Origin of the sequence: Aminobacterium mobile DSM 12262, assembly GCF_000526395.1 — a bacterium.
GTDB classification, from domain to species: Bacteria; Synergistota; Synergistia; order Synergistales; family Aminobacteriaceae; genus Aminobacterium; species Aminobacterium mobile.
Map to the genome: position 1 here is coordinate 379,374 of NZ_JAFZ01000002.1, position 15,801 is coordinate 395,174.

At 44.8% G+C, this 15,801-nt stretch carries 14 protein-coding genes and 1 riboswitch; of the genes, 8 read left to right on the plus strand and 6 right to left on the minus strand.

The features are described 5' to 3' along the window. Nucleotides 1-43 precede the first annotated feature (43 nt). Genes K360_RS0108630 through K360_RS0108640 form a run of 3 tightly spaced genes read left to right on the plus strand, consistent with a single transcriptional unit; the run spans nt 44 to nt 3,517 of the window. A complete protein-coding gene (locus K360_RS0108630) occupies nt 44-1,552 on the plus strand; it encodes a DUF4139 domain-containing protein (protein WP_024822765.1) in 1,509 nt (502 codons plus the stop codon). Nucleotides 1,553-1,569: 17 nt separating this feature from the next. Beyond that, nucleotides 1,570-2,382: an MBL fold metallo-hydrolase gene (locus K360_RS0108635; protein ID WP_024822766.1), complete on the plus strand. Its 813-nt coding sequence runs from the start codon at nt 1,570-1,572 to the stop codon at nt 2,380-2,382. Between the two features lies 1 nt (nt 2,383). Continuing rightward, entirely contained in the window at nt 2,384-3,517 is a 1,134-nt protein-coding gene (locus tag K360_RS0108640; RefSeq protein WP_024822767.1) for a diguanylate cyclase, read from the plus strand. A gap of 42 nt (nt 3,518-3,559) precedes the next feature. Here K360_RS0108640 and K360_RS0108645 read toward each other — a convergent pair whose 3' ends face one another. Further along, a complete protein-coding gene (locus K360_RS0108645) occupies nt 3,560-4,396 on the minus strand; it encodes an Mrp/NBP35 family ATP-binding protein (protein WP_024822768.1) in 837 nt (278 codons plus the stop codon). A 134-nt stretch (nt 4,397-4,530) separates the two neighbouring features. Here K360_RS0108645 and K360_RS0108650 point away from each other — a divergent pair, with 134 nt between their 5' ends. Then, complete coding sequence (locus K360_RS0108650) at nt 4,531-5,814, plus strand: ArsB/NhaD family transporter (protein WP_024822769.1); 1,284 nt, start codon at nt 4,531-4,533, stop codon at nt 5,812-5,814. A gap of 72 nt (nt 5,815-5,886) precedes the next feature. Here K360_RS0108650 and K360_RS11090 read toward each other — a convergent pair whose 3' ends face one another. Then, the gene (locus K360_RS11090) at nt 5,887-6,732 is read right to left on the minus strand and encodes a LacI family DNA-binding transcriptional regulator (protein ID WP_024822770.1); all 846 of its coding nucleotides are present in this window, start codon (nt 6,730-6,732) and stop codon (nt 5,887-5,889) included. 25 nt (nt 6,733-6,757) lie between these two features. Continuing rightward, the gene (locus tag K360_RS0108660) at nt 6,758-8,401 is read right to left on the minus strand and encodes a nucleoside kinase (protein ID WP_024822771.1); all 1,644 of its coding nucleotides are present in this window, start codon (nt 8,399-8,401) and stop codon (nt 6,758-6,760) included. 140 nt (nt 8,402-8,541) lie between these two features. Between K360_RS0108660 and K360_RS0108665 the strand changes: the two genes are divergently transcribed. Further along, nucleotides 8,542-9,282: a FadR/GntR family transcriptional regulator gene (locus K360_RS0108665; RefSeq protein WP_024822772.1), complete on the plus strand. Its 741-nt coding sequence runs from the start codon at nt 8,542-8,544 to the stop codon at nt 9,280-9,282. 29 nt (nt 9,283-9,311) lie between these two features. Then, entirely contained in the window at nt 9,312-10,517 is a 1,206-nt protein-coding gene (locus tag K360_RS10810) for a YibE/F family protein (RefSeq protein ID WP_024822773.1), read from the plus strand. On the opposite strand, the gene K360_RS10815 is transcribed toward K360_RS10810, so the two are convergent. After that, on the minus strand, nt 10,514-11,581 hold the full coding sequence (locus K360_RS10815) for an HD-GYP domain-containing protein (protein WP_024822774.1): 1,068 nt from the start codon (nt 11,579-11,581) through the stop codon (nt 10,514-10,516). The two genes, K360_RS10810 and K360_RS10815, sit on opposite strands and share 4 nt — an antisense overlap. A gap of 164 nt (nt 11,582-11,745) precedes the next feature. On the opposite strand from K360_RS10815, the gene istA reads away from it, so the two are divergent. Then, complete coding sequence (gene istA, locus K360_RS0108680) at nt 11,746-13,305, plus strand: IS21 family transposase (protein WP_024822396.1); 1,560 nt, start codon at nt 11,746-11,748, stop codon at nt 13,303-13,305. Then, the gene (locus tag K360_RS0108685) at nt 13,292-14,029 is read left to right on the plus strand and encodes an ATP-binding protein (protein WP_024822395.1); all 738 of its coding nucleotides are present in this window, start codon (nt 13,292-13,294) and stop codon (nt 14,027-14,029) included. Before istA ends, K360_RS0108685 begins: the two co-directional genes overlap by 14 nt. A gap of 128 nt (nt 14,030-14,157) precedes the next feature. On the opposite strand, the gene K360_RS0108690 is transcribed toward K360_RS0108685, so the two are convergent. Next, the gene (locus K360_RS0108690) at nt 14,158-14,412 is read right to left on the minus strand and encodes a hypothetical protein (RefSeq protein ID WP_024822775.1); all 255 of its coding nucleotides are present in this window, start codon (nt 14,410-14,412) and stop codon (nt 14,158-14,160) included. Nucleotides 14,413-14,681: 269 nt separating this feature from the next. Continuing rightward, nucleotides 14,682-14,800: riboswitch (molybdenum cofactor riboswitch) on the minus strand. Nucleotides 14,801-14,831: 31 nt separating this feature from the next. Then, nucleotides 14,832-15,764, minus strand: coding sequence for an AEC family transporter (locus K360_RS0108700; protein WP_024822777.1), 933 nt, complete (start codon nt 15,762-15,764; stop codon nt 14,832-14,834). Nucleotides 15,765-15,801: the final 37 nt, after the last annotated feature.

Consider the following 15,801-nt stretch of genomic DNA (forward strand, 5'->3'; position numbering starts at 1 on the left):
TACCGCGGTGCCAACCGCAAATTAGAGAAGGAGGTTCTTTGTTATGAAAAGATTTCTCTATCTTTGGGCAATGATCCTTATTGGGGCATTCATGCTGACATCTCCGCTCTATGGTGACGAAATAGAGTTCGATTCTGCCCATATTTATCCCAACGGAGCTCAAGTACGCATAAAAGCCCCTTCCTTAGGGCATAATACAATCGTGCTTCCTGGCACTTTCGATGCTAGCAAGATACAACTTGTGCCCAGCAAGGGAATAACCCTCAAAAGAGCCCAAATATCTCGGCAGACTCGTTCGGACTGGGTTCCTCCCGCATTCCACGTTCTGCAGGGACTTATAAAAGACAAAAAAGAAGAGCTCATCTCTATGGAGGCTCAATTAGCAGCCTTGGAGCAGTGGTCAACTGTTATGGAGAGTACAACTCCTTCCGACCTTACCATTAATAATATGGAAAAATATTTGCAGTCCGCAGAAGATATGCGAAGGGCTAAAGAGACAGAAAAAGCGATATTAAAAAAAGGGATAGAAGAGCTAAAACAAACCATTGCCGACTTAGAAAAAGAATTAGCAGAAAAAATGCCTCAAACAGATGGGAAAGTTATAGCGATCACCTATGAAACAGAAGGAGAAGGGGAGCTGTTTGTTGATGCCTGGACAGATAGAGCATGGTGGGCTCCGGAATATTATCTGTATCTCTCAACAAAAGACCATCTTCTATCGGGAAAGATGACAGGGAAGGTCAGTCAAAATACAGGCATACCATGGAACGGCCCCCTATATCTTCACACAGCCCAACCTATAAGTACCGTAACTACACCGGAACTCCCTCCTCTCGTGGTGGACTACAGAGAAGAGGAACTTCGTTCACAGGCCATTAATATGACAATGGGAAAACGCATCACCTTCGATAAAACTTCTTCGGTATTTCCAATGGAAGAAACCCTCACCGATCAGGTATTAAAAGCGCAAGGACGCGTCGATGGAGACAATATTCCAGTCAATCTTGAAGTGGCGGCACTCTCTTTTCCCGTTTCTGTTACTATAGAGAGCATTCCATCTCTTTCACCTCAAGGGTGGATAATCGTCACTACAGATGAAGTTCAAGAACCTCTTCTGGGCGGACAGGCTTCCCTTTTTGTTGATGACCTGCCGTCGGGGCAGACCTTTATGCGCGCGGTATCGAGAGGAGAAAAAATAACTACCGCATTTGGACAAACTCCTTCGATCACGGCAAAACGAGAAGACGTAATCTCTAAAGGGGGAAGCAATTGGGTCGGGAAAGGGAGGGTCGCAAAAGGATATACGATCACTCTCACCAATGGTCTTCCCACAACTGAAGAGATCGTTGTTAAAGACCGGATTCCTGTTTCAGCTCAAGAAAAGATAACAGTGGAGGTAGGGACTGTAGATCCCGCCCCTACTGAAAAAGATCAAGCTAAAGGTCTTCTATCGTGGAAAATAGCGTTAAAACCTGGAGAACAAAAAAAGATAACCGTTCTTTATCAAATATCCTATCCAGCCGATAAAGAAATCTGGTTCTTAGAACATTAGACAGGAGTGACATAAATATGTATGTTACCGTTTTAGTAGATGATTATTGTGGTGGCTCTAAACTCCTGGGAGAACATGGATTAAGTATGTTTATAGAAACTCCGAGGGGGCGGTTACTTTTCGATACAGGGCGAGGAGAAGCTCTCTATCCTAACGCAAATGCTATGGGAATTCCCATAGGGAACGTAGATGGGATTGTATTAAGCCATGGACACTTCGACCATACATGGGGATTGCCAGAGATTCTCAGACGGGAAGGAAATCTCCCTGTTTGGGCCTCCCCCCTTTTCGATATGCCACGATATAGTGTAACTGGGGGAAAGAAATTTATGGCCGGATCGCTACTTCGAAAAGAAAATCTTGACTTTCACCCAGTAGAGGAGTGTTCAAAAATTATAGAGGGAGTACAGGCTTTCACTGTGCCTTGCCGTCTTCGGGATTCAAAATTCGTTCCTTCTACACCAGACCTCATCGCAGTAAAAGGCGATCTTTTTCAAGAGGACTCTATGGAAGATGACCTCTCTCTCCTCCTTCACGGAATTAACGGCTATAGCGTCATTTTAGGGTGTGCCCATGCAGGGGTTGTCAATATTATGGAACGGGCTGCCGCTCTCTGTAAAACCAGAGAGTTTTACACTGTTATGGGAGGGATGCATTTCCGAGGACAAAGCAGGGAATTTTTAGAGCGTTCTGCTCACGAACTTTCCACCCGATTTTCAGTAAAATTGTGGAGGCCATGTCATTGTACTGGCTTTAAGGCTGCTTTTATTCTTGGAGAGACATTAAATAACGTAGACTGGGCTCCTGCTGGTTTCTCGTTGGAGATATAAAATGCTGCCGTGGTCTACTCTGCCCCCTTTCGTATCTATCCCTATCCTTATCTTTTCTGCATTATTGGCGAGTGGGGATGAGAAGCATATCATTAGCCCTCCTTTCTGGGCTTTATTTATTGTGATGTATTCTGTTCTCACCCTCCTCTATGCTGTCTCTATTGTAAGGAGGATTGAAAAGGGATTTTTCTCCCTCCATCTCATAGCTCAGGGAACGCTGATACTTTTCCTAACACAACATTTCGGAAATCCAGCTTTCCTCAACTGGGTAGGAATAGCCATGGCTACAGTAGGAATCCTTTTGTTTTTTAATCAATACATGTTTTCACAATCGGATCGCCAAACTCCTATTGCAGCACCTGTTCAGTCTTCAAAAACAACTGAAGAAAGCCATTCTATTCCAGATATAAGCCGCCTTCCCCTTCCTTCTCTCATCGCAAACAGCAAAGGGACGGTCCTCTCGGCAAATGATCCTTTTTTGTCTCTCATGCCTCCAGAATCATCGAAGAAAGTAATCGGAGAAAGTATTTCAGAGACACTTCCTCTCAATAGCGATACTGTAGCTCTTGGGGGGAAAAGCTGGGATATTCAACAAAAACAGGGAGGAGACGACCTCTTCTTCTTTTTTCTCACGGAAGAAAATACTGAATATAAACAAACCTCTACTTCAGATCCTATTTCTTCTATTCTAGATCCAGCTACGGGGCTTTATACAAAGAGTTTTGGAGAGAGGCGTTTAGCCGAAGAACTGGACAGGGCCCAACGATATAGACGCTGGTTATCTGCAGCTTTATTTAAGTTAGATTTCCACTATGGAAGCAATAATGTTATGGATATGGAAGAAAACGAAAAAGATTTTTTAGATTCTTTCGGCACATACGTTATAGAAAACGTGAGGGAATGCGATCTATGTATGCGTATGGGAGCAAAAGAGATTATTGTTCTTATGCCAGAGACACCTCAGAACGGCGCAAAAGAACTCGCTTTACGCCTATCGAGGTACGGCAAGGATGCCGGGAGCGACCATGTTATGGCCGATAAGGCGCATATACATTTCGGAATTTCTTTTTTCAGTGGAAACGAAAAGATTACAAGTCAGGACTTCATCCAATCTCTTTATGCTCATCTTGCATAAAAACGCCAAGAGGGTCTTTTTAAAGACCCTCTTGGCGAAACGTTAAGAATGCACTGCTGTTTTGAGCCTTTCGAGCACTCCTTCAGCAAGAGTCTCCAGTAAAAGATGGTTTTTATACTCTTCTATACGCCCACTATCAGCTAATTGTCCGAGTTCAGGATCAAGAGGGAAACGGCCAATCACTGGGATCTGATATTTTTCACCTATTTCTTCCACATGGCTGGGTCCGAAAATATCCAGGACCTTTCCGCAGTCAGGGCATGTAAGATAGCTCATGTTCTCCACTACTCCCAAAAGGGGGACTTCCATCATTTGGGTCATATTGAGAGCTTTTTCCACTACCATTACAGAAAGTTCCTGAGGGGATGTAACAACAAGGAATCCATCCAGATCTATAGTCTGCATTACTGTAAGAGGAGCATCAGCAGTTCCAGGAGGAAGATCCACTATTACAAAATCCCTATCGTCCCATGCCACTTCTTCCCAAAATTGTTTGATGACATTCCCTATTATTGGGCCTCGCCATACAACAGGTTTTGTGGGATCATCAAGAAGAAGATTGATGGACATAACTCGTACATCAAAAACCGGAGAGGCTGGAGGAATTATACCTTCAGGGCGTCCAAGCGGAGTATCCGTTATGCCAAAAAGTTTGGGGATCGACGGCCCTGTGATGTCAGCATCCAAAACTCCTACTGAATAACCTTTTTGTGCAAGAGCTACAGCCAAAAGAGAAGATATGGAACTTTTTCCCACTCCTCCCTTACCGCTGCCAACTGCTATTACATGCTTAACGTTTTTTTTCTTTTTTGCGCATCCGCTGCAGCCTTCACAAGAAGATTTACCGCACGCTTCATGAGAGCACATCTCATCTACCATTCATGAATCCTCCCCTACCAGATTTCAAGCTCTTTCTTTATACTCTTCACGTATATGAGCGTCAAGTCGAACATCTCTCTTGTCTACATTCACGAATCGTTGTATAGTTTAAAGTCTCTTTGGAGGCGATAGATATGGCATATCAAGGCTGGATAACCCTTTGTGTATTTACATTTACATTGATAGCTATAGGTATGGGTAAAATAGCTCGAGGCGTCGCCGCCCTTCTTGGAGCAGCCTTCCTGATGTCTTTTCAGATTCTTCCCGCAGAAATAGCCGTCCGTTTTATCGACTTTAACACCATCGGCCTTCTTATGGGGATGATGATTGTTGTGGGGGTTCTTTCGAAAACTGGAGTATTTCAGTATGTAGCGATCCGAAGTCTGAAAATGACGGGAGGGAATTGGGTCGTCACTGTTTTTGCTATTACAGCCACAACAGCAATACTATCAGGAGTACTCGACAACGTGACTACTGTGCTTTTAGTCAGCCCCATTATTTTGTCTCTCGCCGATATTATGGACTTTAACCCAGTCCCCTTACTAATAGCAGAAGCTATTTCGTCAAATATTGGAGGAACCGCTACTTTGATAGGTGATCCCCCAAACATTATTATCGGTTCCCATGCAAACTTTTCTTTTATAGATTTTATTATCAATCTGACGCCTATTACTATAGTGGTGTTTGTGTTCACCATTGCCCTTTTGGTACTTATAGATCCTAACTCTTTTAAAATTCGCAAAGAAGAGTACGAAAAAATATTGAAAGTCGATGAAAATGCTGCCATTAAAGATATTCCCACGCTTAAAAAAGCATTGTTCGTTATGGGATGTATTATGGTCGGGTTCTTCGCTCATGGAATTTTACATATAGAAGCCGCCGTTGTGGCGCTTGCTGGAGCTGCCGCTCTTCTCGCTGTCATTCCTGAGGACGGAGATGAGATTATTCATAAAGACATCGAGTGGCCTACGCTCGTATTTTTTGCCGGGCTTTTTATTATTGTTGGAGCTCTTAAAGAAAACGGGGTTATTTCTCAGCTGGCGCTATTTTTAGGAAAACATCTCCAAGGACATCCCTTGGGTGCCATGCTGGCCGTGCTATGGTTCTCTGGCCTTACCTGTTCCTTTGTAAACAACATCGGTTTCACTGCGACCTTTGTTTTCGTTATCGATGAGCTGGCAAAACAGGTAGGCATATCGCCGGAACCCCTTTTCTGGGCACTGGCCATGGGAGCCTGTTTTGGCGGCAACGGAAGCTTTCTCGGGGCAGCTGCTAACGTTGTAGTAGCTGACGTAGCAGGGCGGTTCGGACACCCTATTTCTTTCAAAGATTTTTTGAAAACAGGCATGTTCAGTGTCTTTATTGCGCTGAGCCTGTGCAGTCTCTATTTAATTGTTCGGTACAAGACCCTCTTGTAATCTTTCCTATCCAACTCTAGTTTTCCCTTCAGGCAGAAACAAAAAGACGCAAAGCTTGCCGAACACATCGTATTAAAGGGAAATAACATCCCCTTCAGGGCTATAAAGAGGAGGAACAACCACTATTTTTTCTGGTCGAACTCCTTTCCCCTGAATAACGTTGAGGGAGAGACGCCCTGCTACGGCTCCCAGCTCAAAAGCTGGCCAATCAAGACAATAGTACCCGAGTAAACGGGCAAGATGAGGGTAACCACAAAGAAGCACATCCTTTTGGCACCCTTTTATAGTTGTCAGGTTTAAAGAATTTATAATACGAAAAGGCAACGACGAATCAGAAAGAGATTCGTTACCTTTCAACAGGGGGGCCAACCCCTTAAAGAAAGACTTTTCTCCCTCCTCCACTTCACACCTTTTTCCTTCAGCTATCTTTAAAATCTTTTCAGCTCCACGCTTTACATCAACAACAACGTGAATTCCTTCCACGTCTATAGGATCGCTATCTACCACCACAAGAGGCCCGTCTATAGCGATAGGAAAAAATGGACGGCCAATCCAGATAATCCCATCTACATTTCGAGAGGCTAAATCCCTGGCTACCAATAGACGTTGGGCTTCTGTTTTTCCCGAACATTTTACGAGCAAGCTATAATGCTGTTTTGAAACGACGCGGTCAACACCACCAAGAAATTCGCCTGTCCAAGGACTTGTCAGATCTTCAAAAACAATCCCCAAAAGACCTGTTCGATTACTGGAAAGGCCTCTCGCCACTGCATCCGGTTGATATCCAAGAGATCTGGCAGCCTCCCAAACTTTTTCCCTCGTAGCAGAAGAAATTCGAGAGTCTCCTTTTAAAGCTCTGCTTACTGTAGCTTTATTGACGCCTGCCAATTTCGCTACATCTTCCATTTTAACCTTCACTATCGGCACATCCCCTTATGAAGTACTACTTTTCGTAACATCCGCCACCTATGAACTCTCTCAAAATAGAATTCGATGAAACATATTCTGAAGGGAGGTGAGGGACAAACTTCAACATAGAAAGAAGCCGACGGGCCTCTCCGTACATAGGAGAATTTTCGGAAACTGTATGTAAGAGAGGCAATACATATCCCTTGAGAACCGCCAATTCATACGGCAGGGACGAATTGAACATAGCATCGGCTCGACTCTGATAGGGAAATATATACTCTCGGGCACCTCTAATTACAGAAGGCCAAAGGTCGAGAGTTCTTTCTGCTGAATGCCCTCTCGTTCGAAAATCTCTAATCATCCGTCGCAACAAACGGTTATCAGTAGTACTTGTTCTATTGTGTTGATCCAGATTGATGCCCGTGAGTGGAGAGACAAAAATTCCAAACTTCATAGCCTCTGGAACCACTTCCGTTACTTTTTCGTTTAAGCCGTGAATCCCCTCTAAAATCAGAACATCTCTATCGTTAAGATGCAACGTAGGACCAGGGAATTTTTTCCCCTTAATGAAGTCAAATTCCGGAATCTTCACTTCTTTCCCTTTGAGAAGAAGTGAAAGGTGATTTTCCAACAAATCCAAATCAATTGCCTCTAACACTTCAAAATCGTAATTCCCATGTTCATCCCGAGGTGTTCTCTCTCGATCTACAAAGTAATTATCCAAAGAAATAATGGTAGGATTCATACCACACACTTGCAGCTGAATCTTAAGACGTTTGGCTACAGTGGTCTTTCCTGACCCTGATGGCCCTGCGATGACAATAACCTTAACGCCTTTTCTCCCCCATATTTCCTCAGCTATTCGGCTCAGCCGCTGAGCATGAAAGGCTTCAGACACAAGCACGAGCTCCAAGCCTTTCCCTTGGGCAATTTTAGCGTGAAAACTATCCATAGTGCTGAGGCCAAGAACATCCAACCACTTCGCATAATCAAGAAAAACTTCCGAAAGTTTTTTTGAAGCTCGGAAAGGGGGGATACTGTCTGGATAAGAAACTGTAGGAAATTGCAATACCATCCCTGGTGGGAAATGTTTGAGCTCAAAAAACTTCAGATATCCCGTAGAAGGGGCCAGCGGGGCATAATAAAAACCGTAGCTATCCTCACATCTATAAAGTTCCACAGGATCTTCTGCTGCCCACATAAAAAGTCGTGCACTTTCAGAATTCCCCTGCCTCTCAAAAATTCTTCGAGCCTTATCAAGAGGAATGATCTCTCTGGAAATTGGAACATCTCGGCTAACAAGATCTCGAAGAGCTTTACTTATCCGTTCCACATCTTCTTCCGTAACATCTCTATCCGAAATCTCCCAATAATATCCATCACTAATAGAGTGTCTGATAAGAATATTTTTTTTAAACACTCTTTGCGCAGCTAAAACAAGTAAAAAACTTAAAGATCTACGATAAACTTCCATTCCCTCAAAAGAGGAAGTATCGACAAATTCTACTTCCGCGTCATCATCAACAACCCATCCTAGTGGTCTTAGATAATTATTAACTCTCCAAGCCACTATTTGGGAAGCCCCGTCTATATCTGCAATAGAAAGAACATCCTTCCCTGTTACAGGACTAGAACACGAGCAATTTTTATACCCTTTGATCTGGACATTGAATGGCATTAAACCTCACCTCTTCCTTTACAAAAAAGCAAATGCCATTTACTTTTGTATATATAATATGCTAATGATACTATATTCTTATAATGTCCCGTCAAAACTCCTACGGAGACCTATAATTAAAGAGAGGGCAGAGTAGAAATATGTCGAAGACAAAATCTACAAAAATTTATGAGCAAGTGGCAGAAAAGCTCAAAGTCCTCATCGCACAAGGTGAACTCCAGCAGGGAGACCCTTTACCTCCGGAACGACAGCTTATAGAGAAGCTCGACGTAAGTCGAAGTTCCCTGCGGGAAGCCTTTCGCATTTTAGAGCTAGTAGGGCTTATAGAATGTATCCCTGGGAAAGGACGTTTTGTTCGCAAGTCACGCTTGGAATCCAATCACGCCCACATGCCACTACAAGATGAAGCTATATTAGAATTGGTAGAGGCGAGAATGATCCTAGAGCCTGCCATAGCAGTAGAGGCGACCAAACACGCTGATCCTTCAGATCTTACGCGAATTAGAAAAATTCTAACCCTTACCAGCAAAGATGTAGAGTCTCTGGAACATCGTGCTCAATGCGACTATGATTTTCACCTTCTCCTCGCTGAAGCAACCCACAACTTTATTTTTGTCAATATAGTAAAAATAACTTTTAATCTTATTATGGCAACTCACGAGCGTATATACTCTCTCCTTGATGATAAAGAACTTTTTTTAAAGGAACATAACCAAATTTATCAAGCTATTCTCTCCAGAGATATAAAAAAAGTTCGTCGTTGTATGAGCAACCACGTAGCACGAGTCTATAAAACTCTTCTCGATGGAATCGCTCTAGAAGAACCTCCTGTGTCACTGGACCAAAAAGAGGAAATGAAAGACAATACTACAGATAGGTAATTTTTGAAAGAAAGGACGAGTTAAGAACAATGACTCACAATGTGCGGATGTACTGTCTTACTTTCATTTTAGTACCTCTTTTTGCTATTATAACGGCTTTTTCTGCCGATAAGATTGTTTTAAATTCATGGAACACGGAAGAATCTGTAATTGTCCGTATAGATCGCGTTGGTTCGATACGAAGTACCGAAGCTCCTTTGGGCTTTAACGGAGGAGAACAGGAATCCCCCTCTCAGGAAACCTCGCCAGAAGAAGCACCGTGGCTGACGGAATATATAGATGTAACGGTAACCTTTTTAAATGGCGATGATAAAGGGACAAGCAAAGACCTTCTTATTACGCAGCTGTCCACTTCTTCTCTGGAGCTCCATCCTAAAAGGAGGTATCTTCTCGTCTCTGATCGTTTTGAAGATAATACTATACAATATTCCATCAGCGATCGCTATCGAGTTCCTTGGGTTGTCGCTTTCCTCATTTTAGCTTGCGCTGGGCTCATCGCTTCGGCTGGAAAAGCAGGAGTCCGGGCTTTGGCAGGTTTACTCCTCTCGCTAGCCGTGCTTTTAGGTTGGTATATACCTGCCTTAGCAAATGGAATACCTCCCGTACCTTTCGCTATCCTGGCTATAGGAGCCGTATCCAGCGTTACAGTACTATTGGTGGTACGAAGGCCGGCTTTTTGGATCGTAGCTTTTCTTGGAGCTCTTGGAGGAGCTATCGCCGCCTCCACTGTAGGGTGGTCTATGGTGACTCTATGGGAACTCTCTGGGCTTGCTAGCGATAGTGCTAGCCTCCTTGCCTCAACAATACCTAATCTTTCAATGGAAGGGCTTCTTCTGTCTGCTGTTATGATCGGCTCCATAGGGGCAGTCCTTGATGTTGCCGTCTCAGTCACGTCTACCCTCGCCGAAATGTTCTCCTATGATCCTAAAATTCCAGGGCCTCGACTGTGGCAGGCTGGCATTGGCGTAGGGCGAGAGGTATTGGGAAGCATGATTAACACTCTTATTCTTGCCTATTTGGGAAGTGCTCTTCCTCTCACTATTCTTATTACAAGTTCTGGAGCTGATCCACTGGCTCTTATAAACGATCCTTATATTGCACAGGAACTCGTCCGAAGCGTAGCTGGTACAATTGGATTACTTCTTACGATACCTATTACCACCGCTGTATGTGTGTGGTGGCTAGACTTCCGCCTCAGACGCTCCAAAGAAAAAAAGAAAGAGGCCACGTCTTAACTTCCCTGAACTCGAAGGCTTTCTAACAAAGAGGGGAAAAACCCTTTTTTTATTAACGATTCCCAACAAGGGACGGTATTGAGGTCAGCTCGCTTTTCTACGAAAGCAGTACACAGACTGCTTAGGAAATGGCGGAGAGGGCTATCATTTTTACTTGGGGATGCTAGTATCTCTGCTGATTTTTCGGCTAGGTGATCTAGCGAAGGAGCACCTATTACGATATGGGCTCCATGTTTTTGGAGGGGAAATACATTCCCCACTTTATTTGCGTCTTCTTTGCGGAATGTTGCAAGCACCATGGCCTGGGGTTCTCCCAAAGAGATGGATGTAACTGCGGCAAGAGTCCAATCAGAAAGGAACAAAACACTTCCTATAGGGTACGGATCAATTATTTGGGGGAGAAATTCTACTAAAGAGGGATCAAACTTGACTCCAGACTCGTTTTGAACAATTTTTAAAGCCTCTATTGGCAAAAATGCTCGGCGATAGGGACGATCGCTTACAAGAGCATCGTATGTATCAGCTACTGAAACGATACGTACTAAAAGAGGGATGGTTTCTCCGGCAAGTCCGCCAGCCGCCTCTCGCCCATAACCTTCGCCGTTCCAATATTGATGGTGATTTAACACGATGGCCCTAGCCATAGGGTTCATACATGGGAATTGCCGCACTATCTTAAAGCCATCGTAGGGATGTTTGCTCATTAGCTCCCACTCTTTTTCGTTCAGGGGACCTTTCTTATTCAGAAGAGAGGAAGGTAACATTAGTTTTCCAATATCGTGAAAAAGAGCGCCGAGGCCCAAATTAATTTTATCTTGAAAAGAAAAAGAAAAAAGTCCTGTATCTTCACCTTCCTTTGCGATGAGCAATGAAACCGTCATTACACCGATCATATGCTCGTAAGTATACTCGTCATGTTTGCTGATATTCTTTAAACCATAATGGAAAGCAGTGGTGTCTTCAAAAATAACAGAAATAATGCTAGAGACACTTTCTTGGAGATTTTGAAATAAACTGTTGCGGAGAGACCTGTTCTGAGCTACACATTCTACAATATGTGCCACATCAGTGCGAAACGCGGCGAATCAGAACCACCTGCGCGGAGGCTTAGAGCAATCAGCGCGCGACTGTAGAGCCACCCGCCGCGGATAGCGAGAGCCATTCTCACTATACTTCTGTAGAATTGAATTACTGCCGTCAGGTAGAATTCATCTCAGGAGGAAAGAGAATGACCGACTATGTAACAATCATCAGGGCTGTGTACAGTGGACTCAGCCAGCGACAAGTGGCAGCGACCCATAAGGTATCAAGAAATACCGTAGCGCTTCTTGTCCGACAAGCAAAAGCCAGTGGATGGCTGACCCTGGACGACCTGGAATCTGTGGATAATGCCGCCATATCAGAAAAGCTGAATAAAACAGCGAGTTCGACGCGTGATGTGACATTCACAATGCCGGATTATGAGTACGTGCATCAGGAACTGGCCAAACCCCATGTCACGCTGAAACTGCTCTGGGAGGAATATGTCGAAGCCTGCCAGCAAAACGGCGAACGGTTTTACATGGAGACACAGTTCCGACAGTACTATCACAAATTCGCCCGAGTCCACAAAGCCACTATCCGACTGGAACATAAACCTGCGCTGTCGATGGAGGTCGACTGGGCCGGCACGAAGCTTGGATTTTTTGACACTGAAATGGGAAAACTGGCAGAAGCCTCGTTGTTTGTTGCCGTTTTGCCCTGCAGTCAGCTCATCTACGCTCAGCCGTTTCGGGATGAAAAGATGCCGTCATGGATCGCCGGCCATGTTCATGCTTTTCATTATTTCGCCGGTGTTCCCAAAACACTGGTCCCAGATAACTTGAAGACCGGAGTCAGGCAATCCGGATTTTACGAACCGGAACTCAATCACACCTATCAGGAAATGGCCGCTCACTACGGAACCGTGATTTTACCGGCACGGGTAAGAAAACCAAAGGATAAGGCCTCGGTTGAAAACAGTGTCCTGATTGCGTCCCGAAAAATCATGGCCAAGCTGCGCAATGTGCAAATCCTGTCGTTTCAGGATCTGCAGCAACGTGTCCAGATCGCCTTGAATCAGGTTAATGAAGCACCCCTGACAGGGAAAAACGAGAGCCGATGGTCATCCTATCTTGCCGAAGAAAAGGACTATATGCTCCCGCTTCCCGCGTCCCCCTATGAACTGGCTCAATGGAGTAAAGCCAAGGTGCAGCCGAATTGCCATATTGCTTATCAGCGTAAATACTATTCTGTCCCATTTGAGTATCTGGGCGAAGAAATCGATGTCCGGGCAACTCAGCAGACGATAGAAATATTCTATCACCATCAGCGGATCGCGTCACATCGAAGGCTGTGGGGTCAGTCCGATTATGCAACGATTGTCGAGCACATGCCGCCGGATAAGCTCTTCTTCGCAGACTGGAACCGGGACCGGTTTCTTGCTTGGGCTGACACAATCGGACCAGCGACAAAAAAAGTTATTGCCGCGATCCTTGACCGTGCGGTTATTGAACAACAGGCCTACCGATCGTGCTTCGGTGTTCTGAATCTGCATGACACATACAGCGCGAATCGACTGGAGAAAGCCAGTCAGGTCATTCTCTCGCATACGTCCGCTCCGACCTATCGTCAGCTCAAGAGCATCCTTGATAAAAATATGGATGTTCCCAAACCACAAAAAGAGACAAAAGCATCTGAAAAACCTGCCAGACGTGGATTCCAGCGTGGTGCAGACTATTTTGGAGGTGCCAGCCATGTTGAATCATGAAACCGTCAACAAACTTAAACAGATGAAATTGAACGGTATGGTCGATGCATTGCAGCAGCAGGAAGATGAATCTGTTTTTCAGGAGCTGGGCTTTAGCGAACGGCTGGGTCTTCTGGTCGACCGGGAATTCAGCCGGCGTCAGCATAATCGTCTGCAACGGCTTATTCATGCGGCCAAATTCCAGAACTCGTCAGCCTGTGTTGAAGATATCAACTATCTGCAGGACCGGCATCTGGATCGCAACCTCATTCTTGAGCTGGCATCCTGCAACTATATTCCGCATGCTGAAAATGTCATCATTGTCGGTCCGACCGGAGCTGGAAAATCGTATCTGGCCCAGGCTTTCGGACAGGCTGCCTGCCGGCGCTTGCTTTCCACACGGTATATTCATTTGTCCGATTTATTTGACGAACTCAGTCTGGCCAGATCAAAAGGGCCTGAAGCGTTGCTGCGGCTGCGCAAACAGTTCATCAAGTATGACCTTCTCATTATCGACGAGTGGCTTTTGTTTCCGATCAGCGAAGCCGATACGGAGCAGTTGCTCTGGATTATTGACCGGAGACATAATCACAAGGCCACGATTATTGCGTCTCAGTATGAACCGGCTGAGTGGCTCGACCAGATCCCCATTCCGGTTGCCGCCGAAGCCGTGACCGATCGTTTAGCATCCAAGGCCTACAAAATCATCATCAAAGGGAAGGATTCCATGCGTAAACTGATCTAGATAACCGATTGTCAGGCGGAGTCATTTCTCACTAGAGAGAGGTGGCTCCCGACCTGCGCGCCGATGGCTCTAAATGCCCCGCGCAGGTTGCACTCATTACTGCGCGCTCGTGGCTCTCCGGGAACGCGTTATGCAACATCAGCACGAACCTGTCGTTCCAAATGTTCAGGAACAACAGAACACAAAAAATCATCTTCCACTGCATTTTCCCCGGGAAGATAGACAAAACATGCCTCTATTCCCCGTCGTACAAGACGGGTGATAAGCTGATTGTTAAAAATAACTCCCTTACTAAGCAATAACTGCTGTCCTTCGCAGGCCCATACCGACTTAGCTAGGCGCATTCCAGGCTTAAGATGGTCGCTTGTGACAATAAGTGGCATATTATTATCCTGTCCTCTGCAACTTCAGATAAATAAAGTACTCAGACAAAGTGTATATTAACATAGGCATATCAGAGGCTCGCTTCGGCAAGGCCTGTATTTTACTGGTACTTTCGACCCTTTTTAATAAAAAGCACAAGGAAGTTGGGGGAGGGGATCTGCTCCGTGCAGATCCCCCGGCTGATCTATTACAGAATAGAACGGGAAATAGATCACACAAAAAAGAGGCGATTGCTCACAAGGAGAAACAGCCTCTTTCACATACTATAAAAAGAGCTTTTGTTCCTCCTTTTCAAACACGGAAGGCTTTCCCGTTTCCGAGGAAACCCTAACGGCCCTGAACCATGGAATTTTCTTTAGGTTTTTGGGCTCGGAGGTCTATTATTTTAAAAATATGTTACTCTACCATTTAAAGAAAATCAAGACACAACGCCAAGGAATGCGGCCCAGAGCGGTATGGTGATAATGGAACAGAGCGTGGTTGCAGCTATAGCTTCAGCTGTATAGACTTGATCCATTCCCATCCCCTTGGCAACAACAAAAGAGTTAACCGCTATAGGCATGGCTGAAACAAGGATCGTTGTTTTAGCCAATATACTCTCTACAGGCCAGAGAGAGATAAACCCCATCACAATAAGGGGAAAAAGAATAAGTTTAAATAAGATGACCTCCCATGTATCTCTCAATGCCGCAAACGTTCGATTAAAATTAAGAGAAGCTCCGAGAGACAAAAGAGCGAGACCATTTCCCACGTTTCCCAACACCTTAAGGGCTTCGTCAAGCCATAAAGGCAATGCAGGAGCCCCTACGATAGCACAGGAAAGCCCGGATATGCAGGCTATAATAAGGGGGTTCGTAAAAAGTTTTTTAAACGTATCTTTAAGAGCATGTAAACTTAAACTTCCCGACAACACAACTTGCCCCCACCCCACAGAGATTAGTTGATATCCTGCCATAACGACAGCGAGATATAAAGAAAGGGCCTGAAGACCACTCTCCCCCATAGCAACTGATACCGCCGGTACCCCCATAAAAATATTGTTGGAGCGAATGGACGTCATGGCGATCACTGCCACTTTCCCGCGCTCTTTACAAAAAAAGCGCCCAAAACTCCATGCTAATAAGGGAGTAAGAAGCAAAGACGCGTAAACAGCTTTCACAAAGTTTCCCCCCATCAGTACCTTTACATCTGCCCCATAGGTAACCCGAAAAAGCAGAGATGGAAGGGCGATCCAGTAAAGAATAAAGTGCATTCCAACAAAAGCTTCTTCTTTGACAAAACCTCGTTGGCGAATGAACCAACCAATAGATATAATAGTAACGATGGGAAGAACAATAAAAAAGCAGCCCACAACCGATCTCTCCTCTCTGTTTAACAAACTATTATAT